24 protein-coding genes are annotated in these 23,978 nt (G+C 73.1%); 3 read left to right on the top strand and 21 right to left on the bottom strand.

From position 1 onward, the window contains the following. The first annotated feature begins 38 nt into the window (after positions 1–38). The 3 genes from GRQ65_RS00230 to GRQ65_RS00220 all read left to right on the top strand — a co-directional run bounded on the left by GRQ65_RS00230 (position 39) and on the right by GRQ65_RS00220 (position 4,784). The gene (locus GRQ65_RS00230) at positions 39–2,315 is read left to right on the top strand and encodes a polyribonucleotide nucleotidyltransferase (protein WP_237447506.1); all 2,277 of its coding nucleotides are present in this window, start codon (positions 39–41) and stop codon (positions 2,313–2,315) included. A 77-nt stretch (positions 2,316–2,392) separates the two neighbouring features. Beyond that, positions 2,393–3,643: a M16 family metallopeptidase gene (locus tag GRQ65_RS00225; RefSeq protein ID WP_337191391.1), complete on the top strand. Its 1,251-nt coding sequence runs from the start codon at positions 2,393–2,395 to the stop codon at positions 3,641–3,643. Positions 3,644–3,740: 97 nt separating this feature from the next. Continuing rightward, positions 3,741–4,784, top strand: coding sequence for a sensor histidine kinase (locus GRQ65_RS00220; protein ID WP_160873987.1), 1,044 nt, complete (start codon positions 3,741–3,743; stop codon positions 4,782–4,784). 155 nt (positions 4,785–4,939) lie between these two features. Here GRQ65_RS00220 and GRQ65_RS00215 read toward each other — a convergent pair whose 3' ends face one another. The 21 genes from GRQ65_RS00215 to fliG all read right to left on the bottom strand — a co-directional run bounded on the left by GRQ65_RS00215 (position 4,940) and on the right by fliG (position 23,976). Continuing rightward, positions 4,940–5,191 carry a hypothetical protein gene (locus GRQ65_RS00215; RefSeq protein ID WP_160873985.1) on the bottom strand — a complete coding sequence of 84 codons (252 nt, stop codon included), beginning with the start codon at positions 5,189–5,191 and terminating at the stop codon, positions 4,940–4,942. Beyond that, complete coding sequence (gene flhA / locus GRQ65_RS00210) at positions 5,188–7,242, bottom strand: flagellar biosynthesis protein FlhA (protein WP_160873983.1); 2,055 nt, start codon at positions 7,240–7,242, stop codon at positions 5,188–5,190. The genes GRQ65_RS00215 and flhA overlap by 4 nt, the downstream gene beginning before the upstream one ends. A gap of 72 nt (positions 7,243–7,314) precedes the next feature. After that, positions 7,315–8,526 carry an EscU/YscU/HrcU family type III secretion system export apparatus switch protein gene (locus tag GRQ65_RS00205; RefSeq protein WP_160873981.1) on the bottom strand — a complete coding sequence of 404 codons (1,212 nt, stop codon included), beginning with the start codon at positions 8,524–8,526 and terminating at the stop codon, positions 7,315–7,317. Positions 8,527–8,533: 7 nt separating this feature from the next. Then, a complete protein-coding gene (locus GRQ65_RS00200) occupies positions 8,534–9,304 on the bottom strand; it encodes a flagellar biosynthetic protein FliR (protein WP_160873979.1) in 771 nt (256 codons plus the stop codon). Positions 9,305–9,341: 37 nt separating this feature from the next. Next, positions 9,342–9,644: a flagellar biosynthetic protein FliQ gene (locus tag GRQ65_RS00195; protein ID WP_202387018.1), complete on the bottom strand. Its 303-nt coding sequence runs from the start codon at positions 9,642–9,644 to the stop codon at positions 9,342–9,344. Beyond that, positions 9,641–10,606 (bottom strand): flagellar type III secretion system pore protein FliP, encoded by a 966-nt coding sequence (gene fliP / locus GRQ65_RS00190; RefSeq protein ID WP_160873977.1) that lies wholly within the window; start codon positions 10,604–10,606, stop codon positions 9,641–9,643. Before fliP ends, GRQ65_RS00195 begins: the two co-directional genes overlap by 4 nt. After that, the gene (locus tag GRQ65_RS00185; protein ID WP_160873975.1) at positions 10,603–11,214 is read right to left on the bottom strand and encodes a flagellar biosynthetic protein FliO; all 612 of its coding nucleotides are present in this window, start codon (positions 11,212–11,214) and stop codon (positions 10,603–10,605) included. Before GRQ65_RS00185 ends, fliP begins: the two co-directional genes overlap by 4 nt. A gap of 4 nt (positions 11,215–11,218) precedes the next feature. Beyond that, the gene (gene fliN / locus GRQ65_RS23655) at positions 11,219–12,064 is read right to left on the bottom strand and encodes a flagellar motor switch protein FliN (protein ID WP_337191390.1); all 846 of its coding nucleotides are present in this window, start codon (positions 12,062–12,064) and stop codon (positions 11,219–11,221) included. Next, positions 12,061–13,044 carry a flagellar motor switch protein FliM gene (locus tag GRQ65_RS00175; protein WP_337191389.1) on the bottom strand — a complete coding sequence of 328 codons (984 nt, stop codon included), beginning with the start codon at positions 13,042–13,044 and terminating at the stop codon, positions 12,061–12,063. Before GRQ65_RS00175 ends, fliN begins: the two co-directional genes overlap by 4 nt. A gap of 217 nt (positions 13,045–13,261) precedes the next feature. After that, a complete protein-coding gene (locus tag GRQ65_RS22285; protein WP_160873973.1) occupies positions 13,262–13,702 on the bottom strand; it encodes a flagellar basal body-associated FliL family protein in 441 nt (146 codons plus the stop codon). A 58-nt stretch (positions 13,703–13,760) separates the two neighbouring features. Beyond that, positions 13,761–14,843: an OmpA/MotB family protein gene (locus tag GRQ65_RS00165; RefSeq protein ID WP_160873971.1), complete on the bottom strand. Its 1,083-nt coding sequence runs from the start codon at positions 14,841–14,843 to the stop codon at positions 13,761–13,763. Further along, complete coding sequence (locus GRQ65_RS00160) at positions 14,843–15,613, bottom strand: motility protein A (protein WP_160873969.1); 771 nt, start codon at positions 15,611–15,613, stop codon at positions 14,843–14,845. The genes GRQ65_RS00165 and GRQ65_RS00160 overlap by 1 nt, the downstream gene beginning before the upstream one ends. Next, the gene (locus GRQ65_RS00155) at positions 15,613–15,909 is read right to left on the bottom strand and encodes a flagellar FlbD family protein (RefSeq protein ID WP_160873967.1); all 297 of its coding nucleotides are present in this window, start codon (positions 15,907–15,909) and stop codon (positions 15,613–15,615) included. Before GRQ65_RS00155 ends, GRQ65_RS00160 begins: the two co-directional genes overlap by 1 nt. 507 nt (positions 15,910–16,416) lie before the next feature. Continuing rightward, on the bottom strand, positions 16,417–17,271 hold the full coding sequence (locus GRQ65_RS00150) for a flagellar hook protein FlgE (RefSeq protein WP_160873965.1): 855 nt from the start codon (positions 17,269–17,271) through the stop codon (positions 16,417–16,419). A 39-nt stretch (positions 17,272–17,310) separates the two neighbouring features. Continuing rightward, positions 17,311–17,811, bottom strand: coding sequence for a flagellar hook capping FlgD N-terminal domain-containing protein (locus GRQ65_RS00145; RefSeq protein ID WP_160873963.1), 501 nt, complete (start codon positions 17,809–17,811; stop codon positions 17,311–17,313). Between the two features lie 9 nt (positions 17,812–17,820). Next, positions 17,821–19,479, bottom strand: coding sequence for a flagellar hook-length control protein FliK (locus GRQ65_RS00140; protein ID WP_160873961.1), 1,659 nt, complete (start codon positions 19,477–19,479; stop codon positions 17,821–17,823). Next, positions 19,479–20,534 (bottom strand): transglycosylase SLT domain-containing protein, encoded by a 1,056-nt coding sequence (locus GRQ65_RS00135; protein WP_337191388.1) that lies wholly within the window; start codon positions 20,532–20,534, stop codon positions 19,479–19,481. Before GRQ65_RS00135 ends, GRQ65_RS00140 begins: the two co-directional genes overlap by 1 nt. After that, positions 20,531–20,995 (bottom strand): flagellar FliJ family protein, encoded by a 465-nt coding sequence (locus GRQ65_RS00130; RefSeq protein ID WP_160873959.1) that lies wholly within the window; start codon positions 20,993–20,995, stop codon positions 20,531–20,533. Before GRQ65_RS00130 ends, GRQ65_RS00135 begins: the two co-directional genes overlap by 4 nt. Next, positions 20,992–22,314, bottom strand: coding sequence for a FliI/YscN family ATPase (locus GRQ65_RS00125; protein WP_337191387.1), 1,323 nt, complete (start codon positions 22,312–22,314; stop codon positions 20,992–20,994). Before GRQ65_RS00125 ends, GRQ65_RS00130 begins: the two co-directional genes overlap by 4 nt. Beyond that, positions 22,311–22,985 (bottom strand): FliH/SctL family protein, encoded by a 675-nt coding sequence (locus tag GRQ65_RS00120; protein ID WP_160873957.1) that lies wholly within the window; start codon positions 22,983–22,985, stop codon positions 22,311–22,313. The genes GRQ65_RS00125 and GRQ65_RS00120 overlap by 4 nt, the downstream gene beginning before the upstream one ends. Then, the gene (gene fliG, locus GRQ65_RS00115; RefSeq protein WP_160874856.1) at positions 22,969–23,976 is read right to left on the bottom strand and encodes a flagellar motor switch protein FliG; all 1,008 of its coding nucleotides are present in this window, start codon (positions 23,974–23,976) and stop codon (positions 22,969–22,971) included. Before fliG ends, GRQ65_RS00120 begins: the two co-directional genes overlap by 17 nt. Positions 23,977–23,978: the final 2 nt, after the last annotated feature.

Genomic DNA, 23,978 nt, shown 5'->3' with positions numbered 1-23,978 from the left:
GGACGCTGCGGTTCGCTCCGCGACAGATGAGGAAATCTTTGACCGACAACTCCTTCGAGCCCGTCATCTCCGCTGTGGAGACCGTGCTCGACAACGGCACCTTCGGCACGCGCACCGTCAAGTTCGAGACCGGCCTCCTGGCCCGTCAGGCCGCCGGCTCCGTCACGGCCTACCTCGACGACGACACGATGCTGCTCTCGGCCACCACGGCCGGCAAGCACCCCAAGGACCACTTCGACTTCTTCCCGCTGACGATCGACGTCGAGGAGCGGATGTACGCCGCGGGCAAGATCCCCGGCTCGTTCTTCCGCTCCGAGGGCCGCCCGGGCGAGGACGCGATCCTCACCTGCCGCCTGATCGACCGCCCGCTGCGCCCGACCTTCAAGAAGGGCCTGCGCAACGAGGTCCAGGTCGTAATCACCGTCCTCGCGCTCAACCCCGACGCGCCCTACGACGTGCTGGCGATCAACGCCGCGTCGATGTCGACCCAGCTCTCCGGCCTGCCGTTCTCCGGCCCGGTCGGCGGCGTGCGCGTCGCCCTCATCGAGGGCCAGTGGGTGGCGTTCCCGACCCACACCCAGCTCGAGGACGCCGTCTTCGACATGGTCGTGGCCGGCCGCGTCACCGAGACCGGCGACGTCGCGATCATGATGGTCGAGGCGGAGGCCACCGAGCAGTCGTTCGGCCTGATCCGCGGCGGACAGAAGGCGCCGACCGAGGAGATCGTCGCCAGCGGCCTCGACGCCGCCAAGCCGTTCATCAAGCAGCTGTGCGAGGCGCAGGCCGAGCTGGCCGAGGCCGCCGCCAAGCCGGTGCAGGACTTCCCGGTCTTCCTCGACTTCGAGGACGACGTCTACGAGGCCGTCCAGGCCGCCGTCGGCCAGGCCGTCTCCGACCTCTACAGCGTCGGCGGCGACCGCGAGCGCGTGCTGTCCAAGCTCGAGCGCGAGGAGGAGGGCGACCGCATCAAGGCCTCGCTCCTCGACGAGCTCGCCGACCGCTTCGAGGGTCGCGAGAAGGAGATCGGCGCGGCGTACAAGGCCGTCACCAAGCAGGCCATCCGCACCCAGGTGCTGCGCGACAAGGTCCGCATCGACGGTCGCGGCCTCGCCGACATCCGCCCGCTGCACGCCGAGGTCGACGTGATCCCGCGCGTGCACGGCTCGGCGCTGTTCGAGCGCGGCGAGACCCAGATCCTGGGCGTCACCACCCTCGACATGCTCAAGATGGAGCAGCAGCTCGACACGCTGTCGCCCGAGAAGCACCGCCGCTACATGCACAAGTACGTCTTCCCGCCGTTCTCCACCGGCGAGACCGGCCGCGTCGGCTCGCCGAAGCGCCGCGAGGTCGGCCACGGTGCGCTCGCGCGCCGGGCGCTGCTGCCTGTGCTGCCGGACCGCGAGGAGTTCCCCTACGCCATCCGCCAGCTCTCCGAGGCGATGGGCTCCAACGGCTCGACCTCGATGGGCTCGGTCTGCGCCTCGACCCTGTCGCTGCTGCAGGCCGGTGTGCCGCTCAAGGCGCCCGTCGCGGGCATCGCGATGGGTCTGATCTCCGGTGAGGTCGACGGCGAGACGCAGTACGTCGCGCTCACCGACATCCTCGGCGCCGAGGACGCCTTCGGGGACATGGACTTCAAGGTCGCCGGCACCCGTGAGTTCGTCACCGCGCTGCAGCTCGACACCAAGCTCGACGGCATCCCGGCCGAGGTCCTCGCCCAGGCGCTGACCCAGGCCCGCGACGCCCGCGTCGCGATCCTCGACGTCATGGCCGAGGCCATCGACGCGCCCGAGGAGATGGCCGCCACCGCGCCGCGGATCATCACCGTCAAGGTGCCCGTCGACAAGATCGGCGAGGTCATCGGCCCCAAGGGCAAGGTCATCAACCAGATCCAGGACGACACCGGCGCGTCGGTGTCGATCGAGGACGACGGCACGGTCTACATCGGTGCGACCAACGGTGAGGCGGCCGAGGCCGCGCGCGCCGCGGTCAACGCGATCGCCAACCCGACCATGCCCGAGGTCGGCGAGCGCTACCTCGGCACCGTCGTCAAGACGACCAACTTCGGCGCCTTCGTCTCGCTGATGCCCGGCAAGGACGGCCTGCTGCACATCAGCAAGCTCCGCCCGCTCGCCGGCGGCAAGCGCGTCGAGAACGTCGAGGACGTCGTCTCCGTCGGTCAGAAGATCCAGGTCTCGATCGCCGAGATCGACGACCGCGGCAAGCTCTCGCTCGTCCCCGTGGTCGAGGAGGGCGAGGCCGGCGAGGGCGTCGAGCCCGAGGCCGCCGAGGCTTCCGAGACCACCGAGGCCTGATCCTGACCTCACGGCGCACCCTGCAGCGTCCGGGCTCGACCCGGACGCTGCAGACCCAGACCGACGACGCCGGGCGCGTGCTCTCACGCGTCCGGCGTTCGGTCCTGCCCGGCGGGCTCCGGGTCATCACCGAGGAGCTCGCCGGGGCCCGCTCGGCCAGCATCGGCGTGTGGGTCGGCGTCGGCTCGCGCGACGAGACGGCCAGCCTGCACGGCTGCTCGCACTTCCTCGAGCACCTGCTCTTCAAGGGCACCCGCGAGCGCTCCGCGCTCGACATCTCGATCGCGCTCGACGCGGTCGGCGGTGAGTTCAACGCCTTCACCGCCAAGGAGTACACCTGCTTCCACGCCCGGGTCCTCGACGAGGACCTCGGCCTGGCCATCGACGTGCTCGGCGACATGATCACCTCCTCGGTGATGAGCGCCGCCGACGTCGACGCCGAGCGCGACGTCATCCTCGACGAGATCGCGATGCACGACGACGATCCGGACGACGTCGTCCACAACCTCTTCGCCGAGCAGGCCTACGGCGCGGACACCGCGCTCGGCCGCCCCATCGCCGGCACCACCGAGTCGATCGAGGCGATGACCCGCGCCCAGATCGTCCGCTTCCACAAGCGCCACTACCGCCCGGCCAACACCGTCGTCTCGGTCGCCGGCAACCTCGACCACGCGGCCGTCGTACGCGCGGTGGAGGCGGCGTTCGCCCGCCGCGACTGGCTCAGCGGCGACGAGGAGCCCGTGCCCCCGCGTCGCGGTGCCCGCCGGGTGCGGGTGCACCCCGGGAAGGTCGAGGCCACCCGCCCGTTCGAGCAGGTCAACGTCGTGCTCGGGATGGAGGGGCTGCGCCGCGACGACCCGCGCCGGTTCGCCCTCGGTGTCCTCAACACCGCGCTGGGCGGCGGCACGTCGTCGCGGCTGTTCCAGGAGGTGCGCGAGGTCCGCGGTCTGGCCTACTCCGTCTACTCCTTCGCCGGCTCCCACGCGGAGTCCGGCCTCGTCGGGGTCTCGGTCGGCTGCCTGCCGGCCAAGCTCGACGACGTGCTCACGGTGGTGCGCGCCGAGCTGGCCCGCGTCGCCGCCGACGGCATCACCGACGAGGAGCTGCGCCGGGGTCAGGGTCAGCTGCGTGGCGGCCTCGTGCTGGGGCTCGAGGACTCCGCGTCCCGGATGTCGCGGATCGGCAAGGCCGAACTGGTGCACGACGAGCTGCTGAGCATCGACGAGGTGCTCGACAGCATCGCCGCCGTCACCCTCGACGAGGTGCGCGACGTGGCCGCCACCGTCTTCTCGCGGCCCGAGATCATGGCCGTCGTCGGGCCTGCCTGACACCTGTCCAGCCCACCTGTCCAGCCCACCAGCACGCCTTGACGGGGCTTGCCTGGTTCGGCCTCCGGCCCCGGCGGGCGCGCCCTACCCTGTGCGCATGGGCGAGACGCAGTGGGGAGCGACGACGCTCGAGCGTCTGCTCGCCGCCGCGCCGCTGGCCTCGCTCGTCGTCGACCGCAGCGGTCTGATCCGCTTCGCGGGCGGACCGTCCGCCGGACTGCTCGGCTACCCGTCCGGTGTGCTCACGGGTGTTCCCGTGACCCGGGTGCTGCCGCAGTGGAGCGAGGGACGCCCGGTCACGGGTCGCCAGCTGGCGCGGCGCCACGACGGCGTCAGCGTGCCGGTCGAGGTCACCCTCGTCGACCTCGGCGCCGACGACCCCTCGGGGGCGGGCGCGCTCACCGGCCTGCACCTCACCGACCTGAGCGGCCAGGTCCTGCTCGAGCAGGAGAACGACGACCTGCGCGACGAGCTCGTCGGCAACATCTCGCACGAGCTGCGCACCCCGCTCACCTCGGTGGTGGGCTACCTCGAGCTCGCCCTCGAGCTGGGTGACGACCAGCTCGGGCCCGAGGCGCGCCGGCTGCTGGAGATCGTCGAGCGCAACGCGCGCCGCGAGCTGCGCCTCGTCGACGACCTGCTCACCGTGACCTTCGAGGTCGAGCAGCTCTCCCGGATGCGCCGCGAGCCGGTCGACCTCGGCGAGGTGGCCGCCCGGGTCGTGGGCGAGCACCAGCCCTTCGCCCACGGCGGTGGGCTCGAGGTCACCGCCCGTGCCGACGGTCCTGCCGTCGTACGCGGTGACGACGGGCGGCTCGGGCGGGCGCTGGAGCACCTGCTCACCAACGCGTGCAAGTTCAGCCCGCCCGGGGGACAGGTGCGCGTGGACGTCACCGCCGACGAGGCCACCGTGACCCTGACCGTCGCCGACACCGGCATCGGTCTCAGCCGCGCCGAGCGCGACCGGCTCTTCGAGCGCTTCTACCGCGCTCCGGGCACCATGGCCCGCAACGTCGAGGGCACGGGTGTCGGCCTCTGCGTCGTCAAGGCCATCGTCGAGGCCCACGCCGGCACCATCGCGGTCGACAGCGAGGTCGGCCGTGGCACGACCGTCCGGGTCGCGCTTCCACGCGCTCGTTGAGCGTCCTCCTGCCTGGCTCGTCAGGGTTGGCCTTGCGAGCGGTAGTCACCGACGTTCGGGGGGTCTGAGAGGTGTCTCAGGCCCCCAGAACGTCGGTGACTACCGGCCGAACGTCGGTGACTACCGCCCCCGAGAGCGTCAAGACAAGCCTGGCGTCAGGCCGGACCGGGGGACTCGGGGCCGGGCGGGTCGACGGGGGCGGGCGGGTCGAGACGGGTGGTGGTCGAGGGGGACGGCTGGACGAGCATGGCCATGACCGAGAGGCCGGCCCAGACGACGACGACCGCGACGAGGTAGCGGATCAGGGTCGTGTCGAGGGGCAGGGCACCGGTGACGAAGCCCTGGTAGAGCGCGGGGGAGGCGGCGACGGCCGCGAGGCCGAGGACGGGGGCGGAGGCGAGGTTCACGAGACCACCTGCGCGACCTGCTCACCGCTGACGACACCGACGGAGCGCACCTGGGCGCTCCCCGTGAGCTCGCTGTAGGACAGCACGGGCAGCCTCTCGATCGCCGGGCGCACCATCCGGCGCACCGCGAGACGGATCTGCGGCGCGCAGACGAGCACGGGCCGCAGGTTGGAGTTCTCGGCCTCCAGCAGCAGGTGGGCCAGGGTGCCCACCACGCGCTGGGCGAGCACGGGGTCCATGACGAGCACGGGGCCCTGCTCCGTGGGTCGCACCGCCTCGAGCATCCGCTGCTCCAGCGTCGGCTCGAAGCTGATGACGTGCACCGCCCCGTCGCGCACGTGCGGGGCGACGATCGCGGGGCCGAGCGAGGCGCGCGCCGACTCGACGAGCGCGTCGTGGTCCTTGGTGACCGCGGCGGTGAGCGACAGCGCCTCGAAGATGCGCACGAGGTCGCGGATCGAGACGCCCTCCTCGAGCAGGTCCTGCAGCACGCGCTGGATCTGACCGAGGCTGAGCTGGGTCGGCGTGAGCTCCTCGACCACGACGGGGTGGGTGCGCTTGACGACGTCGGTGAGCAGGCGGACCTCCTCGCGCCCGAGCAGCCGGGCGGCGTACCTCGTGACGACATCCGCGAGGTGGGTCGCGATGACCGCCGTGCGGTCGACGACCGTGGCGCCGCCGAGCTCGGCCTGGCTGGAGAGCTCGCGGGGGATCCACTTCGCCTCGAGGCCGTAGACCGGCTCGACGGTCGGCTCGCCCGGCAGGGAGCCGAGGTAGTCGCCGATGGCCAGGGCGGTGCCGGCCGGCGCCTCGCCGCGGGCGACCTCGATGTCGAAGAGCTTGATGACGTAGGTGCGCGGCGGCAGCTCGACGTTGTCGCGGGTGCGCACCGGCGGGATGAGGACGCCGATCTCCATCGCGACCTTGCGGCGCAGCGCCTGCACACGGTCGAGGAGGTCGCCGCCCGAGCCTTGGTCGACGAGGTCGACGATGTCCACCGACAGCTCGAGGCCCAGCGGGTCGACCTGCATCTCGTGGGCGAGGTTCTCCGGGGTGTCGGGCACGACCGCGCCGGTGGTGGTGCTCGCCGCCTCGAGCGCCTTCACCTCCGTGGAGTCCTCGCGGATGCGGGAGGAGACGAGCAGCAGCGCGCCGCCCGTGAGGAGGAACGGGATCTTGGGCAGCGCGGGGATCAGGCACAGCGACAGGGCGGCGAACCCGGCGATGCGCAGCGGCATCTTGTTCTGGGTCAGCTGGCGCACGATGTCGGAGCCCATGTCGTCCTGGCTGACGCTGCGCGTCACGACCAGGCCGGTGGCGACCGAGAGGAGCAGCGCGGGGATCTGGGAGACCAGGCCGTCACCCACCGACAGCAGGCTGTACGTCGTCACGGCGTCGCCGGCGCTCATGTCGCGCTGCAGCATGCCGATGGCGAAGCCGCCGATCAGGTTGACCAGCGTGATGATGATGGCGGCGATCGCGTCGCCCTTGACGAACTTCGAGGCACCGTCCATCGCGCCGTAGAAGTCGGCCTCGCCGTGCACCTCGGCGCGCCGGCGCCGGGCCTCCGCCTCGTCGATGAGGCCGGAGTTGAGGTCGGCGTCGATGGCCATCTGCTTGCCGGGCATCGCGTCGAGGGTGAAGCGCGCCCCCACCTCGGCGACGCGGCCGGCACCGTTGGTGATGACCACGAACTGGATGACCAGGAGGATCACGAAGATGACGAGGCCGACGATGAGCGAGCCACCGACCACGAAGTGGCCGAACGTGTCGATCACCTTGCCGGCGTAGCCGTCGAGCAGCACCAGCCGGGTCGCGCTGACGTTGAGCGCCAGGCGGAACAGCGTCATCACCAGCAGCAGGGCCGGGAACGACGCGAAGTCGAGCGGACGGTTGACGAACATCGCGACCAGCAGGACCAGGAGCGCACCGGTGATGTTGAAGGCGATGAGCAGGTCGAGCACGACCGTCGGCAGCGGGATCACCAGCATCACGACGATGCCGACGATGCCGATGGGCACGCCGAGCTGGGTCAGGCGCTTGATGGACATCCGCCTCCTTCGAGGCACGTCGCCGTCCTGGCCGTTGCCCGGACCCGTCCTGGGACCGAGGTGTACACGTTCCTATCGGCCGGTGAGGGCCGGGGCTGAGGAGTTCTTCGCCCGCTTTCCCGGTACGGCGGCCGGCAGGTCGGCCTCGGACCGCGCCGCCCGCCGGGCGCCGGCGGCGCGGCGGCTGGCGGGGGAGGTATCGGGCACGTCGGTCTCGCGTCGGGGGCTGCGGTGCTCGCCGCCGTGCTGTCCGCGGGTGCGGCGGCTGATGACGAAGGCGAGGACCTGCGCGACGGCGGCGAACAGCTCGGCGGGGATCTCCTGGCCGACGTGGGTGGAGGAGTAGAGGGCGCGGGCCAGCGGCACGTCGCGCACGAGCGGCACCCGGGCCTCGGTGGCCTTCTCGCGGATCCTGGTGGCGATCGCACCGGCGCCCCGGGCGACGACCTTGGGGGCGCCCTTGGCGGGGTCGTATCGCAGCGCCACCGCGACGTGGGTCGGGTTGACGAGCACCACGTCGGCCTCGGGCACGTCGGCCATCATCCGGTTGCGGGCGGCGGCGAGCTGGCGCGAGCGGATGGCGCTCTTGACGAGGGGGTCGCCCTCGCTGTTCTTGTGCTCCTGCTTGACGTCCTCTTTCGACATCTTGGCCTGCTTGCCGACCCGGTGGCGCTGGTAGAGGTAGTCGAGCACCGCCATGAGCAGACCCGTGATCGCGATGACGCGGATCAGCCCCAGGGCCTGGTCAGCGGTGTGGGCGAGGAGCCGGTCGGGGTCGGCGGGGGCTCCGAGCAGCGGCACCATCGCCGCGACCGCCTTCCAGACCAGCAGGAAGACCGCGGCGCTCTTCAGCAGCGTCTTGGCGCCCTCCCAGAGCGCCTGGGGGCCGAAGAGCCTCTTCATGCCGGAGACCGGGTTGAGCTTCTTGGCGCTCGGCTTGACGAGCTTGGTGGCGAGGTAGAAGCCGCCCTGGGCCAGCGCGCCCGCGACGCCGACCAGCATGATGACGCTGCCGAGCACGAGGATCGAGACGAACGCGTGGGCGCCGCCGTCGGCCAGCAGCTGGAGCGCCCGTTCGGTGGTGGGCTCGCGCAGGGCGAGCAGGCACCGGCGGAACAGGTCCTGCAGCGCCGCGAACTCGTGGCGCACCATCCACGGAAGGCCCATGCTCGCCAGGAGCAGGGCCGACCACGCGCCGAGGTCCGGCGTCCGCGGGACCTGGCCCTCCTTGCGGTTCTCCTTCTGCTTCTTCGGAGTGGCCTTCTCGGTCTTCTCCCCGGTCATCGGTCGCTCACCCCGCACTCCCCGCGATCGCGGACATCGCGTCGAGGACGTGCTCCACGATGTTGTCGAGCACCCCCGGCAGCAGCGGGAAGGAGAGGCCGACGACGAGCAGGGTGAGGCCGATCTTGGCCGGGAACATCACGTTGAGGGCGTTCAGCTGGGGTGCGACCTTGGTCAGCAGCGCGAGGCCGAGGTCGGCGACGAAGAGCACCGCGACGAGCGGCAGCGCGATCTGCACGGCCGTGACGAGGAACAGCGTGAACGCCGTGGTCACGATCTCGGTGCTGCGCGACAGGTCGGGGGTCGCCCCGACGGGCAGCACGGAGAAGGTCTTCAGCAGGCCGCCGATCACGATGAGGTAGCCACCGCTGACGAAGAGCAGGACCGTCGCGAGCATCTGGTGGAAGGTGCCGAAGACGGTGCTGGAGTTCTGCCCGAGGGGGTCGAAGCCCTGGGCGAGGGAGAAGCCGCCGAAGACGTCGACGAGGCTGCCCGCCGCGGCGATCGAGCCGAGCAGCAGCATCGTCACGAAGCCCATCGCCAGGCCGATGGCGATCTGGGTCAGCACGGTCAGCAGGAACGCGAAGCCGCCGAGGTCGATCCCGGCCCCGGTCGCGCCGGGCGCCGCGCAGAACGACAGCGCCACGGCGAGCACGACCTTGACCATCGTCGGCACCGCGCGCGAGGAGAACGGCGGCACGACGACGAGCCAGGCGACGATGCGCAGCGAGACCAGCAGGAAGCCCACGGCGGGCTCGCCGGCGATGCTCACCTCCACGGCGTGGTCCTCAGCCTCGTCTGCTCTGCTCGGCCGCTCAGAGCAGGCTCGGGATCGAGGCCCAGAGGGACTCGGTGTAGTTGACCAGCGTGTGCAGCATCCAGTTGCCGCTGATGAGCAGGGCGATGCCGACGCCGATGACCTTGGGGACGAAGGCGAGGGTGAACTCCTGGATCTGCGTCATCGACTGGAACAGCGAGATGACGAAGCCGATGACCAGCGAGGTCACCAGGATCGGCGCGGACAGCTTGACCGAGACGACCATCGCCTGGACGGCGAGCTCGATGATCGAGCCGTCCGAGATGAGCGGTGCGAGCAGGGGTGCGAGCTGGGGCGTCATCCGTAGCTCCCCACGAGGGCGGTGATGACCAGCCCCCAGCCGTTGACCAGGACGAAGAGCAGGAGCTTGAACGGCAGCGACACCATCACCGGCGGCATCATCATCATGCCGAGCGCCATCAGCGCCCCACTGACCACGATGTCGATGATCAGGAACGGGATGAAGATGATGAAGCCGATGATGAAGGCGTCCTTGAGCTCGCTCAGGACGAACGCCGGCACGAGGGTCGACATCGGGGTGTCCTCGCGGGTCTCCGGCAGGTCACGGTCGGCGACGTTGGTGAGCAGCTCGATCTCGTCGTCGTCGGCGTTGGCCAGCATGAAGGTGCGCAGCGGCTCGATCCCGGAGTCCCAGGCCTGCGACGCCGTGGCCTCGCCGTCCAGGTAGGGCTGCACGCCGGCGTCGTTGATCTGCGACAGGACCGGGCCCATGATGAACAGGCTCAGGAACAGCGCGAGCCCGGCGAGCACCTGGTTGGGCGGGGTCTGCTGGAGGCCGAGCGCGTTGCGGGTCAGGCCCAGCACCACCAGGATCTTGGCGAAGCTGGTGCAGGTCAGCACGATCGCCGGCAGCAGCGAGAGCAGCGTCAGCGTGAGGAGCAGGACGACCGAGTTGCTCGGCTTGTCGGTGAGCCCGCCGAGGTCGACCGTCACCGAGCCGGTGTCGGTCTGGGGACCGCGGGGGCCGCGCGGCCCGTTCGGGGTGGCGTCCTCGGTCGGGTCGTCGAGGAGGTCGGCCGCGGGCTGGGCGAACGCCGGGGCGGACACCGGGCCGAACGCCGCAGCGGGTGCCGAGGCGGAGGTCGACGGGGCCGCGCTCGCGCTGCCCGCGCCGAGGAGGACCAGGCCCGCCGTCGCGACGAGCAGCGCCAGCAGCACCAGCGGTCGGCCGAGAGCCCCGGCGACGGTGCGCCGCACGGGCGCGAGCCAGCGGACCACGAGGTCCGTCAAGAGGTCGGTCATGAGGCCCGTCGCGACACGACGGCCCACGCCTGGAGCCACGTCTGCGGCGACAGGAGCGAGCCGGTCAGGGCGCCGGGGGCGCCTGCGGCCGCGGCCGGGGTGGTCGGCCCGCTCGCCCGACGGGCCCCGGCGCGGCGCCCGCGGGCCGGCGTACGCGCGGCCCGGTGGGAGTGGCGGCCGGCTCGCGGGGCGGGCCCGGCGGGGGTGCCCGTGCTGGTCCAGGCGTCGAGGAGCGACTCCTCGAGGCGGGCCTGCGAGGTCTCGGCGGGGCCCTCGCCCGAGGCGGGCGCCAGGGTCGGCACCAGGCTCAGCCCGGGTCCGCTGTCGGGGCCGTCCCCGTCGTCGTCGCGACCCTCACCCGGCAGCGTCGCGGCGTCGAGCTCGGTGAGCAGACGCACCCCCTGGTCCGTGGTGCCGAGCACCAGCACGCGACCGCCGACGTCGACGACGCTCACCGCGGCGTTGCGCGAGATGGGCTGGCGGTGCAGGACCTTGACGAGCGAGGAGTGCTTGCCGGTGAAGCGGCGCGAGGCCACCCGGGCGCAGAGCAGCAGCAGCCCGACCACGACGGCCAGGGAGAAGACGAGACGGACGACGAGCTCGACCACCGGTTCAGCGCTCCGCGCTCTCGTCGACGATCTCGGTGACGCGCAGGCCGAAGTCCTCGTCGACCACGACGACCTCGCCGCGCGCGATGAGACGTCCGTTGACGAGCAGGTCGGCGGGGCTGCCCGCGGCCCGGTCGAGCTCGAGCACCTGGCCGGGGGAGAGCGAGAGCAGCTCGCGCACGGTCATCCGCGTGCGGCCCAGCTCGACGGTGACCTCCATGTCGACGCCGTGGAGCATCTCGATGCCCCGCGAGGGTCCGGCGGGGCGGGCCACGGCCGCCGACGGCGAGGGGAGCGGCGGCACCGGAGCCGCGACGGCCGCGGGCTCGGGTGCGGCGGCCAGCGGCGTGGCGCCCTGGCCGGTGGGCTGGCCGGCGGGAGCGGCGGGCTGGCCCGGGGCCGCGGCGGGCACCGGGAGGGCGGCGTCGGAGATGAGCAGCGCCGCGGTCAGGGTCTGGCCGACCAGCGTGACGGTGGTGAACGGCATCCCGAGCAGGTCGGGGGCCTCGCCGGCGAGCAGCTCGCGGCCGACCTGGGCGCTGCCGCCGAGGGCGGAGGCCGCGGCGTCGAGGGCCGGCTGCACGGCGTCGACGAGGCTGAGCCCCTCGATCGGGCTCTCCGCGATCGCCCGCACGAGCTCCTCGTCGACGAGGACCGCGACGTTGCCCTGCAGCCCGCCGCCGAGGTCGGCGACCACGGCCGCACCGAAGAGCTCGGCGATCGACGGGTCGCCCGGGGCGACGCCGCCCGCGGTGAGCACCTCGGAGGCGGGCAGCGAGCCGGCCGCCGCCTCGCCCGCGGCGATCGCGCGGTCCTGGTGGGTCTGGGGGTCGAGCGGGGCGGCGGTCACCGGGTCTCCTGGGGCGTTGCGACGATCAGGGCTGCGAGGCGGTGCGCGGTGGCGCCCGCCGTGGCGTGGGCGAACACGGTCTCGTCGACGACGACGTCGAGCGGGGCCGAGGCCGGGTGCGCGAGGCGCACGACCTCGCCCGGCGCGAGCGAGGCGAAGTCGGTCGTGTCGAGCCGCGTGGTGCGCAGGCGCACCGCGACCTCGACCGGCACCTCCCGGAAGCGGCGGTCGAGGAGCTCGGCCGACGCGGCGCGCTCGGCGCGCTCGCGGTTGGAGACCGGCGCCGGGGCCACCGCGGCGGTGAGGTGGGGGAGCAGGGCGTTGAAGGGCAGGCAGATGGTCATCGAGTGCGGCCGCTCGTTGATGCGCACCTCGATCGTGGCCACGATCATCACGTCGCTGGCCCCGGCGACCTGGACGAACTGCGGGCTGTACTCCACCCCCGTGGGCACCAGGTCGACCGCGACGAGCTCGGACACGGCGTAGCGCAGGCCGTCGAGCAGCCGCTCCAGCAGCTCGGTCACGACCGAGGACTCGATGTCGCTCAGCATCCGCTCCGGCTGCTCCTCGCTGCCGAAGCCGCCGAGCATGTGGTCGATGCACGCCATCACGGCCCGCAGGGGCAGCTCGAGCACTCCCTGGCCGGGCATCGGCTCGGCCGAGAACGACGTCAGGTAGGTCATGGAGTCGAGCGAGTCGACGTACTCGGCGTAGCTGCGCTGGTCGACCGAGACGAGCGAGACCTGGCAGATGGTGCGCAGGGTCGAGGTGAAGACCGTCGTCGCCTGACGGGCGAACGCGTCGAAGGCGACCTGCAGCACCCGCTGGTGCTCGCGCGAGAGCTGGATGGGCCGGCGGAAGTCGTAGGCCTCCACCGACGGCGCGACACCGAGACCGTGGCGGCGCCAGCGCCCGCTCGGGCGCCCGCTCGACCGCGTCGTGGCGGAGCGGGTCGTCGGGTCCGGGGCAGGGGCACTCACGAGGGGCCCGATCGGCCCCGTCCGCGCGCACCTGAGCAGAACTCGCGTCGCGAGGGTCGTCGCGTCGACGAATCACCCGCCCGGCCACGCGAGGTGGCCCGGCCGGGTGGGGCGCGACCACCCCCGTGTGCGGTCGCGGACTGTCCGAACGGCTGATGCGTGGTGGGGCCGGGTGTGTCTCCTCCTCGGCGGGTGTGCGGTGGGGCCCGGGCGGGCGCTACTGGGTGACGAACGACGTGAGGTACACGTCCATGACCTCGTGGTGGTAGAGGTGGTCGATCTCCTTCTTGAGCTCCTTCTTGAGCTCCTCGCGCACCTCGGGCTTGACCAGCTCGTTGACGTCGCGGCCGCTGTAGAGGCCGATGACGGCGTCGAGGGCCTTGCTGCCGTCGGCCCCGTGGCCGCCCTCGACCTCCTGCAGGGCGATGCCGATGCTGAGGTAGTGGCCGTCGGCCAGGTTGACCTGGATCGGCTCGAGCGCGATGACCTCGCCGGGCTTCGGCTCGGCCTTGGCGTCGGCGGGGGTGCGCAGCAGGAACCACCACGCGGCCGCCGCGACCAGCACGACCACCAGCACGATGATGATCAGCTTCTTCTTGCCGCCGGCGGGAGCCTCGTCCTCCTCGTCGGCCTTGGCCTTCGCCTTGGTCTTGCTCACGGTCGTGCTCCTCTCGGTCTCGGGTGGTGGATGGACTCGGTGGGGTGGGACAGGTCGGTCAGCGGGGGTCGAGCGCCGTCGCCGCCGCGGCTGCGCCGACGGTCGGGATGGGGTTCTCGGCCGGCGCTCCTGCCGGTGCCTCTGCGGGTGTCTCCGCGGGTGTCTCCGCCGGTGCCTCAGCGGGTGCCTCTGCGGGTGCCTCTGCGGGTGCCTCTGCGGGTGCCTCTGCGGGTGCCCCGGCGGTGGCGGCGTCGGTGCCGACCTCGCCGGCCGGCCCGGTGCCCTGCTGCTCGAACAGGTCGGCGTAGTCGTCGACCAGGGCCTTGGCGTCGTCGCTGACCGAGGTGCGCACCACGATGTCGACGCGCTTGTTGACCTTCTGCGAGCCCGGCTCGGAGGGATCGACGAGCGGCTGCATCGCGCCGTACGCCGCGACGGAGAGCCGCTCGGCGGGCACGCCGAAGTCCTCGTTCAGCCGCCGCAGCACCGTGACGGCGCGGGCGGAGGAGAGGTCCCAGTCGGAGGCGTAGTACTTCGGCTTCCCCGCGGCCTGGTTGGTGTGACCGCTGACCTCGATGTCCTCGGGCAGCTCGAGCAGCACGGGCGCGAGGGTGTTGACGACCTCCATCCCGCGGTCGGTGAGGGTGGCGGAGTCGGCCTCGAACACCACGTGCTTGGAGACCAGGCTGAGCACCAGGCCGCGCTCGTCGATGGTCGTCTTCACGTCGCCGAGCAGCTTCTTGTCCTTGAGCGCCTGCCGGATGCGCGCCGCGGCGTTCGACAGCCGCTCCGCCTCGTCGCGGGCCTCGATGCGCGAGGCGCGGTCCGCCGCGGCCATCACGTTGCCCGCGCCGCTGCCGTCGGCCTGCGGGTTGATCGGCCCGATCGGCGCGATGGGGGAGACACCGGACTGCTCGAGCAGGCTGTTGGAGCCCGGCAGCACCGAGGAGGAGTTGGCGAACCCGGCGGCGAGGCCGTTCTTCAGCGCCATGAACTTCTTCTGGTCGACCTGGCTGATCGCGAACATGACGATGAAGAGCACCATCAGGAGCGTCACCATGTCGGCGTACGTCACGAGCCAGCGCTCGTGGTTGACGTGCTCCTCCTCCTCGTCGTGGAGCCCCGAACCACCGCCGCTCATCAGGCGGCCTCGGCGGCTTCCTGCTCGCTGGCCGGGAGCAGCGAGACGAGCCGGCTGCGCACGACGCGGGGGTTGGCGCCGGCCTGGATCGCGGCGACGCCCTCGATGACGACCATCATCCGGGCGACCTCGAGCTCGCTGAGGCGCTTGAGCTTGCTCGAGACGGGCAGCCAGATGACGTTGGCCGACAGCACGCCCCACAGGGTCGCGAGGAACGCCGCGGCGATGAGGTGGCCGAGCTTCTCGGGCTCGGCGAGGTTCTCGAGCACGTGCACGAGACCCATGACGGTGCCGATGATGCCGATGGTCGGGGCGTAGGCGCCGGCGTCACCGAAGAACTTCGCGTCTTGCTTGTCCGTGCGCTTCTTCGAGACGACCTCGCTCTCGAGGATGTGGCGCACCTCGTCGGGGTCGGTGCCGTCGACCGCGAGCGTCACCCCCTTGACGAGGAACTCGTCGTCGACCTCCTTGACGGCGTCCTCGAGGGCGAGCAGGCCCTCGCGGCGGGCCTTGTCGGCGAGGTCGACGATGACCGGGACGACGTCGCCGGCCGGGGCCGCGCCGCCGAGGAAGGCCCGCTTGAGCGCCTTGAGCGAGGAGATGCCGTCGGCGAGCGTGCCGCCGGCGAGCGAGATGAGCAGCGTGCCGCCGAAGACGAGCAGCAGGGGCGGCAGCAGGAACATCGCCATCGGGTTGCCGCCCTCGAGGATGTTGGCGGTGAAGATGACGCCGAAGGCGCCGCCGACGCCGATGAGGGTCGCCTTGTCCATCAGCGCTCGCCCCCCTGGTCGGCGTACGCCGCGTGCGCGGGGAGGTCGGTGACACTGGCCAGCGGGGGCGGCGGGGGCTGGCGGTCGTGGCTCGAGACGCGGAGCTGCTCGCTCATCGCGATGATCTCTGCGCGGTGGTGGCGGATCGCTCGGACCACCGTGTCGATGTCCTCGACCACGACGTACTTCGTGCCGTCGACGAGCGTGACGACGCTGTCGGGCGTCTGGTCGATGCGCTCGATCAGGTCGGAGTTCACGACGAACTCGTCGCCCGAGAGGCGAGTCAGCCGGATCATGGTCACCGTCCTTGGTGTCGCGTGGGTGGTGCGTGACGAGCCGTCCGTGGCCGGTCGAGGATCAGTTCGGCCTCACGGTGGGGGACCTGAGCGGTCCTGGCCGATCCGCCCGACCGGTCTCGACCACCTGGTCTGGACCGGTTTCGGGGTGCTGGCGGCCGGGGATCGCGGGGCGCTCTGGCGGACGAGGAACGACGAGGTCGTGTCGGTCTCGGTGGTCAGGATGTACGCGGTCCGGTCGGCCTCGGTGGTTGAGGAAGACGCGGTCCGGTCGGCCTCGGTGGTTGAGGAAGACGCGGTCCGGTCGGCCTCGGTGGTTGAGGAAGGACGAAGTCCTGTCTCGAAACCACTCACCCTCAGCAGTGGTTCCGAGACGGTCGCTGGCGCGACCTCCTCAACCACCGGGGACGACGCTCGCTGGCGCTCGCTGCTCGACCAGCGGCGCGGACGCCGGGGCGCGCGCGAGCGCCGCCGGACCCGCAGGGCCCGACGGCGCTCGTGGCGGCGTCAGCGCTTGATGTTGACGAGGTCCTCGAGGACCTGGTCGGAGGTGGTGATGACGCGCGAGCTGGCCTGGAACCCGCGCTGGGCGAGGATCAGGTTGGTGAACTCGGCCGCGAGGTCGACGTTCGACATCTCCACCGAGCCGACGGTGAAGGTGCCGCGGCGGCCCTCGCCGGAGACGCCCAGGTCCGGTGCTCCGGAGTTGGCGCCGGCTCGGAACGACGTCTCGCCGACGCGCTCGAGACCCATCGGGTTGGTGAAGTCGGCGAGGGCGACCTGACCGAGCTGGCGCTGGATGCCGTCGCTGTAGCTGGCGTTGATCTTGCCGTCGCTGCTGATGTTGTAGGAGCGCAGCTCGACGCCGGCCGGGACCGCGGGGACGGCGTTGGCGTCGGCGAGGCTGAGGTCCGCCATGCCGCCGGTCGGGTCGCCGTTCGCGTCGAGCTTGTAACCCTGGACCCGGGCGCCCGAGGGGGTCACCAGCAGGCCGTCGTTGTCGAAGGTGAAGGCGCCGGCGCGGGTGTAGAGCTGCTCGCCGCTGGCCTCGACGACGAAGAAGCCGTCGCCGGAGATCATCAGGTCGGTCGGGCTGCCGGTGTACTGCGGGGCGCCCTGGCCGAAGTTGAGCGCGGTCGCGGCGAGCTGCACGCCGAGGCCGATCTGCATGGCGTTGCGACCGCCGCGGGCGTCGTTGGGGGCCGTCGAGCCGGTGAGCATCTGGCTCAGGGTGTCCTGGAAGACGGTCTTGGAGCCCTTGAAGCCGACGGTGTTGGCGTTGGCGATGTTGTTGCCGGTGACGTCGAGCGCGAGCTGGTTGACGCGCAGGCCGCTGATGCCGGAGAAGAGCGAACGGAGCATGAGGGGGATTCCTCTCGGGAGGGTGGGACGCGGAAGGGATCAGGGGGTGGTGGTGCCGGTCGAGGTGCCGGTCGAGGTGCCGGTGCCGGTGGTGACGGACTGGACGTTGGAGATCGGGACCTCCACGCCGCCGATGTCGAGCACCGGTCCGGTCTGGCCGAACTGGACGCCCGAGACGAGCCCCGTGCCGGAGCGGCCGTCGTCGAGCTTGTACTGCACCGACTTGCCGACCAGCCCGCTCGCACCGAACGCGAGCTGCGCACCGAGCAGGAGCCCGGTCTGGTCGGCGACCGACTGCATCTTCTCCAGCGCGGTGAACTGCGCCGACTGGGCCAGGAACTCCCCGGAGTCGGTGGGGTTGGTCGGGTCCTGGTACTTCATCTGGGCCACCAGGAGCTGCAGGAACACGTCCTTGTCCTTGGACTTCGTGGTGGTGGCCGTGCCGGACAGGCCGTTGCCGGTGGGGGTGGTGCCGGTCGTCCCGGTGGTGCCGGAGGCGACCGGGTAGCCGGTGGGTCCTTCGATGGCGCCGATGCTCACGGCGTCTCCTCACATGCGCACGTCCAGCCCGCGCACGGGTCCGGACCTGCCTGGCTCGGCGGACAGGGGTCGCACGACCCCGCCCTCGTCGCCGTCCGTGGCGGTGGAGGCGCTCCGCGTCCCTGCGGAGGCGCTCTGTCGACCGGTGTCAGCACCGGTCCACCCCGATCCCGACTGGGATCCGAGGAGGTCGTGGGTCGGCCCGTCTGCGGACGGGCCGGACTGCGGCGCGGGCGGCTGCGGAGCCTGCTGGCCCTGCTGCGCCTGCTGGCCGGACGGGCCGGACTGGCCGGCGTGCTGCTGCGCGGTGTGGCCCGCGGGCGCGCCGGCCGTGACGGGCAGGCCGGTCGTCGGGTCGAGCGCGCCGACCTCGACGCGGACGGCGCCGGAGGTGCGCTCGCCCAGCAGCTGCTGCAGCGCGGCGGCGCCGTCGCCGAGGGCGGCCCGGGCCTCGGTGCCCGCCCCGAGCTGCACGCGTACGGCGCCGTCACGCACGGTCAGGCGCACCGCGACCTCGCCGAGGGTGCCCGGGTCGAGGCGCAGCGTGAGGCGGGTGACGCCGTTGCCGGTGCGCACGTGCGGTGTCAGGGCGTCGAGGAGCTGGGTGCTGACGGGAGCCGGGCGGGTGCCGGGGTCGGCGGTCGCGGCCTGGGCGACGGGAGCCACGGTCTGCACCGGTGCGACCGATGGCAGTGACGACGCCGGTGCGGTCGGTGTGGAGGACGGTGCGGGAGTCGCCGCCGAGGACGGCGTGGAGGTCGACGTGGAGGTCGACGTGGACGTCGACGAGCCGGCCGGGCCGGTGGGCGCCGTGCTCGCCGCGGGCTCGAAGGCGCTGTCGGAGGCGTCGTCGGAAGCGCCGTCGGAGGCGTTGTCGGAGGACCTGACCGCGGAGGTCGGAGCGGTCGGGACCTCGTCGCGGTCCTGGGGCCTAGTGCCGGTCTCTCCGCCCGCGGACGCAGAGGCCGCGAGAGGGCCGGTGGGACCGAGCCCCGCGGAGTCGGCCGGTGCCGGCGCCGTGCCCGGACCGGTGGCCGGAGCAGCGTCGGTCGCGGGTGCTGCCGCCGCTGGGAACGCGGCGGTCACCTCGGCCGGGACGACCGCGCCCGCGGGTACGGCCGGCGCGGCAGGGACGGTCGGGTCCGCGGCGCGCGGAGGCGTCGTCGCAGGGGCGTCGGCGACCGGCGCGACGCCGGCGGGGACGGCGGAGCCGGGAGCCGCGAGTGCGCCCGTCGCGGCGGTCACGGACGGTGCGGCGTCCAGGGCCTGCGGCCGCGCGACCACGGTGGCCGGGAGCGGCGGCACGAGGACCGCGGCGAGGGGGCTGCCCGCCACCGCGACCGCGGCCGGGTCGCTCGGGTCCACCGTGGCGACGGCCGGCTCGGTGGCCTCGGCGTCGTCCGCCTCTTCCTGGGTGGGCGAGCCGACGGGGGCCACGGCGGTGGGGTCACCGGTCGCCGCCGGGCCGCTCGCGACCCCGACCGGCGAGACGGCCGCCCGCGCGGTGGGGAGCATCGCGGCGAGCAGCGCACCGAACCCGCTCAACGTGCCCGCCTCGGCGGTCACCGCAGCGCCGGCGGGGGTGTCCGACGTGGTAGCGCCGGGGGCCAGGTCGGCGAGCCCGGCACCGGGACCGGCGCCCGGGACGAGGGTGGAGGTGAGCTTCATCAGTTGGCTCCCAGCATCGACATGATGGAGGTGACGTAGCGCTGCGTCTCGGGGTACGGCGGCACGCCGTCGTAGCGCAGCACCGCACCCGGGCCGGCGTTGTAGGCCGCGAGCGCGAGCGGGGTGCTGCCGAAGCGGCCCATGAGGTCGTTGAGCAGGCGGGCGGCCCCGTCGACGGCCTGCGCCGGGTCGAAGCTGTCGCTGACGCCGAGCCCCGAGGCGGTGGCCGGCATCAGCTGCATGAGGCCCTGGGCGCCGGCGGGGCTGACGGCGGTGGGGTCGAAGCCGGACTCCTGCCGGGCGACGGCGGCGAGCAGCCGGGCGTCGACGCCGTGCGCGGCGGCGGCCTCGTTGAACAGCGCGGCGTAGGGTACGCCGCTGACCGGACCCGACGAGACGGCGGACGTCGCGCCGACCGCGGCGGCCGACGGTGCGGCGTCGGCGGAGCCGAGCACGCGCCGGATGGCGGTCGGGGTGTCGTAGACCGGGCTCACCTGGACGTCCTTGCCGGGGCGCGGGGCCTCGATCATCTGGCCGTCGCCGATGTAGATCGCGATGTGCGAGACGGGGGAGTTGAAGGCGAGCAGGTCGCCGGGCTGCGCCTCGGCGAGGCTCGGCACGGCGTCGCCGACGCGCGCCTGGTCGCGCGAGACGCGCGGCAGCTCGATGCCGAGGTCGCGGTAGACGCGTTGCACGAGCCCTGAGCAGTCCAGGCCCTTCGCGGGGTCGGTGCCGCCCCAGACGTAGGGGATCCCGAGGTACTTCCGGGCATCCTCGACGACGTCCTGGCCGGTCGGGCCGCCGGCCGCGCCGACCGTGCCGGTGCCGGTCACGGCCCCGTCGGCGCTCTGGGCGACCCCGACGGTGTCGTCGAGCAGGCTGCTCTGGGTGATGCCGCCGCTGCTGTCGCTGCCGCCGAGCGCGCTCGCGTCGCCCAGGGCGGCGGCGAAGGTGCGGCCGCTCGCGGCCGCGGTGCTGCTCGCCAGCTGCGGCGAGAGCTGGGCGAGCTGGGCCTGGATCTGGCTGATGCGGGCCGTGACGTCGCTGACGCTCACCGGTCCACCTCCTCGTCGCGGTGGGCGCGCAGCCAGCGCTGGGCGCCGAGGTCGTCCAGCTCGCGGGCGAGCAGCCGCTCGCGCTCGGCGCGGCGGGCCTCGGCCCGGCGCTCGAGCAGCGTCTCGACGGCCCGCAGCCGGCTGCGGTCGTGCTGCCAGTGCTCGGTGGCGGCGGTGCGCACGGTGGACGCGGCGTCGGCGTCGGAGCGGGCGCTCGACTCGCCGGCGGCCAGGGCCATCAGGGCCGTGCGACGCGCGGCCCAGTCGCCGCTGGTGACGCCGGAGGCGCCGCCCTGCAGCTGGTCGGCGTGGGTGCGGACCAGCTCGCCGAGCCGCTCGGCGCGCTCGAGCGCGGCCTCGTGCTCCGCGCGCGCCCGGTGCAGGCCGAGCAGGCTGTCGCGCTCGCGCACCTCGCGCACCCGCGCCACGGCGTGCAGCCCCGGGTCGTGGCGCGCGCTCATGCGGCCACCAGCCCGGCCAGGCGCTGCCAGGTCTCCTGGCGCGGGGTGCTGTCGTCCATCGACTGCTGCAGGAACGCCTCGATGGCGCCCATCCGCGCGAGCGCGGCGTCGGCGTACGGGTCGCTGCCACCGACGTAGGCGCCGATCTCGACGAGCTCGCGCACGTCGCGGTGGGCCGCGAGCATCCGCCGCAGCCGGGTGGCGTCACCGCGCTGCTCCGGGGAGGTGACCGCGCCGGTGACGCGCGAGATCGACTCGAGGACGTCGATGGAGGGGAAGTGGCCCGAGGTCGCGAGCCGGCGGCTCAGCACGACGTGGCCGTCGAGGATCGAGCGGGCGGTGTCGCCGATCGGGTCCTGCATGTCGTCGCCCTCGACGAGCACGGTGTAGAGCCCGGTGATCGAGCCGTGCGGCGAGGTGCCGGCCCGCTCCAGCAGCCGCGGCATCAGCGCGAAGACGCTCGGCGGGTAGCCGCGGGTGGCGGGCGGCTCGCCGGCCGACAGGCCGATCTCGCGCTGCGCCATCGAGACGCGGGTCAGGCTGTCCATCATCAGCACGACGTCGCGACCGGCGTCGCGGAACCACTCGGCGATCCGGGTGGCGACGAACGCCGCCCGCAGCCGCTCGACCGGGGGAGCGTCGGAGGTGGCGACGACGACGACGGAGCGGGCGAGGCCCTCGGGGCCGAGGTCGTTCTCGAGGAACTCGCGGACCTCGCGACCGCGCTCGCCGACGAGCGCGATGACCGAGATCTCAGCGTCGGTGCCCCGGGCGATCATCGAGAGCAGGCTCGACTTGCCGACACCGGAGCCGGCCATGATGCCGATGCGCTGACCACGGCCGCACGGCACGAGCGAGTCGAGGGCGCGCACGCCGAGGCCGAGGGGGTGCACGATCCGCGGGCGGCTCAGCGCGGGCGGGGGCTCCTGCTCGACGCCGACGAGCGGGAGCGCGTCGAGCGACGGGCCGCCGTCGACCGGACGGCCGAGACCGTCGAGCACGCGTCCGCGCAGCGCCTCGCCGACCCGGATCTGCAGCGGGCCGCCAGTGGCGCGCACGGTGGCGCCCACCTGCAGGCCGCGGGTGTGGCCGAGCGGCAGGCACACCAGGCCGCGGGAGTCGCTCGCGGCGACCTCGGCGAGCAGGGGGGTGCCGGGGGTCTCGACCTCGACGATGTCGCCGAGGGCGGCGCGCACGCCGCCGACGCGCAGGTGCAGGCCCATGGTCTCGGTGACGCGGCCGCGGTGGGCGGTCCGGGCGGCGACGACGGCGTGCTCACGCCGTGCGGCCAGGTCGGCGAGTCCGGTCGGCCTGCTCACGACAGCACCTCCCGCACCCGCTCGAGCGCAGCGGTGACCCGCAGGTCGAGCACGCGGTCGTCGATCTCGACGACCGCGTCGGCGAAGGCGAGCGTGGGGTCGGGGACGACGCGAACGCCGGTGTCGGTGAACGCCGCGGACAGCTCGGGGCCGGTCAGTGCGGCGGCGGTCACGGGGTGCACCCGCAGCTCGTACGCCGCTCCGGCGGGCGCCTCGGCCAGCACCCGGGCCGCGACGTCGGCGGCGGTGTCCGGGGCCGAGCGCAGCTCGTGGCCCACCATCGTCTCGGTGAGCTCGCGGGCCAGGTCGACCGCCTGGTCCTCGACACGGGCCCGCGCCTCGTCGGCGGCGCCGGCCAGGGCGTGGGCGGCGGCGGCGACGGAGCGCAGCAGCTCGAGGTGCTCGCGCTCGGCGCGGGCGCGCCGCTCCGCCTCCTGCGCCTCGCGCTCGGCGGCCTCCTGCGCGGCCTGGGCCGCGGCGGCGCGGCGCCCCTCGCCCCAGCCCACGGCGTACCCCTGGGCCCGGGCGGCCTGGCGGGCCTCGGCGACGAGGTTGCCGAGCACGTGCTCGGTGACGGCGTCGCCGAGGGCGCTGGCGTCGCCGAAGCGGGTGAGGTCGCCGGAGCGGAGCTCGGGGGTGGCCAGCGGCGCGAAGCTACTCGACGAAGTCATCGTCGCCTCCTCGGCGGACCATGATGTGGCCCTCCTCCTCGAGCTGGCGGATGACCCGGATGACGTTCTGCTGGGCCTCCTCGACCTGGGTCAGGCGCACCTGGCCGAGCAGCTCGACCTCCTCCTGCAGGGCCTCGGCGGCGCGGCCGCTGAGGTTGCCGAGGATCTTGGCCCGCACCGGCTCGGCGACGCCCTTGAGCGCGTAGGCGAGCTGCGAGGCCTCGACCTGGCGCAGCACCTGCTGCACCGAGCGGTCGTCGAGGCTGACGATGTCCTCGAACATGAACATCTGGCTGCGCACCAGGTCGGCGAGCTCGGGGTCGAGGGCGTCGAGGCCCTCCACGATCTGGCGCTCGGTGGCACGGTCGGCGCGGTTGATGATGTTGACCAGCGGCGCGACGCCGCCGACGCGCGAGACGCCCTGCGGCTGCAGCATCGTCGACAGCTTGCGCTCCAGGGTCGCCTCGACGGCGCGCACGACGTCGGGGGAGGTGCGCTCCATGACGGCGATCCGGTGGGCGACCTTGGCCTGCTTCTCGGGGTCGAGCCCGCCGAGCAGGAGCGAGGCCTTGTCGGGGGTCATGTGGGCCAGCACCAGCGCGATCACCTGGGGGTGCTCGTCGGCGATGAAGGAGCGCAGCTGCACGGGCTCGGCCGCGTGCAGGAAGTGGAACGGCGAGCGCACGGCGGCCGCGGTCAGCCGGGCCACGATCTCCTCGGCCCGCTCGGCTCCGAGCGACTGCTCGAGCAGCTGGCGCGCGAGGCCGATGCCGCCCTGGGCGACGTGCTGGCGCGCGATCATCTCGTCGCGGAACTCCTCGAGCACGGCCTCGCCCTCGGCGCTGCCGATCGAGTCGAGCCTCGCGATCTCGGCGGTCACCGCCTCGACCTCCGGCTCGGAGAGCTGGGCCAGGACCGCGGAGGCCTGCTCCCGGCCGAGCTGCACCAGCAGCACCGCCGCCTTGTGGACCCCCTCGGCCGAGAGGCTCATGG

Source organism: Nocardioides flavescens, from assembly GCF_009823805.1.
GTDB classification, from domain to species: domain Bacteria; phylum Actinomycetota; class Actinomycetes; order Propionibacteriales; family Nocardioidaceae; genus Nocardioides; species Nocardioides flavescens.
Note: the sequence above shows the minus strand (reverse complement) of the source record. Positions and strands in the feature narration are given on the sequence as shown.

Coding starts and splice junctions, on each gene's coding strand:
- GRQ65_RS00220 (WP_160873987.1), top strand. CDS start 3,741: ATGGGCGAGACGCAGTGGGGAGCGACGACGCTCGAGCGTCTGCTCGCC.
- flhA (WP_160873983.1), bottom strand. CDS start 7,242: ATGTCCATCAAGCGCCTGACCCAGCTCGGCGTGCCCATCGGCATCGTC.
- GRQ65_RS00205 (WP_160873981.1), bottom strand. CDS start 8,526: ATGACCGGGGAGAAGACCGAGAAGGCCACTCCGAAGAAGCAGAAGGAG.
- GRQ65_RS00195 (WP_202387018.1), bottom strand. CDS start 9,644: ATGACGCCCCAGCTCGCACCCCTGCTCGCACCGCTCATCTCGGACGGC.
- fliP (WP_160873977.1), bottom strand. CDS start 10,606: ATGACCGACCTCTTGACGGACCTCGTGGTCCGCTGGCTCGCGCCCGTG.
- GRQ65_RS00165 (WP_160873971.1), bottom strand. CDS start 14,843: ATGAGCGGCGGTGGTTCGGGGCTCCACGACGAGGAGGAGGAGCACGTC.
- GRQ65_RS00160 (WP_160873969.1), bottom strand. CDS start 15,613: ATGGACAAGGCGACCCTCATCGGCGTCGGCGGCGCCTTCGGCGTCATC.
- GRQ65_RS00155 (WP_160873967.1), bottom strand. CDS start 15,909: ATGATCCGGCTGACTCGCCTCTCGGGCGACGAGTTCGTCGTGAACTCC.
- GRQ65_RS00150 (WP_160873965.1), bottom strand. CDS start 17,271: ATGCTCCGTTCGCTCTTCTCCGGCATCAGCGGCCTGCGCGTCAACCAG.
- GRQ65_RS00140 (WP_160873961.1), bottom strand. CDS start 19,479: ATGAAGCTCACCTCCACCCTCGTCCCGGGCGCCGGTCCCGGTGCCGGG.
- GRQ65_RS00130 (WP_160873959.1), bottom strand. CDS start 20,995: ATGAGCGCGCGCCACGACCCGGGGCTGCACGCCGTGGCGCGGGTGCGC.
- GRQ65_RS00120 (WP_160873957.1), bottom strand. CDS start 22,985: ATGACTTCGTCGAGTAGCTTCGCGCCGCTGGCCACCCCCGAGCTCCGC.
- fliG (WP_160874856.1), bottom strand. CDS start 23,976: ATGAGCCTCTCGGCCGAGGGGGTCCACAAGGCGGCGGTGCTGCTGGTG.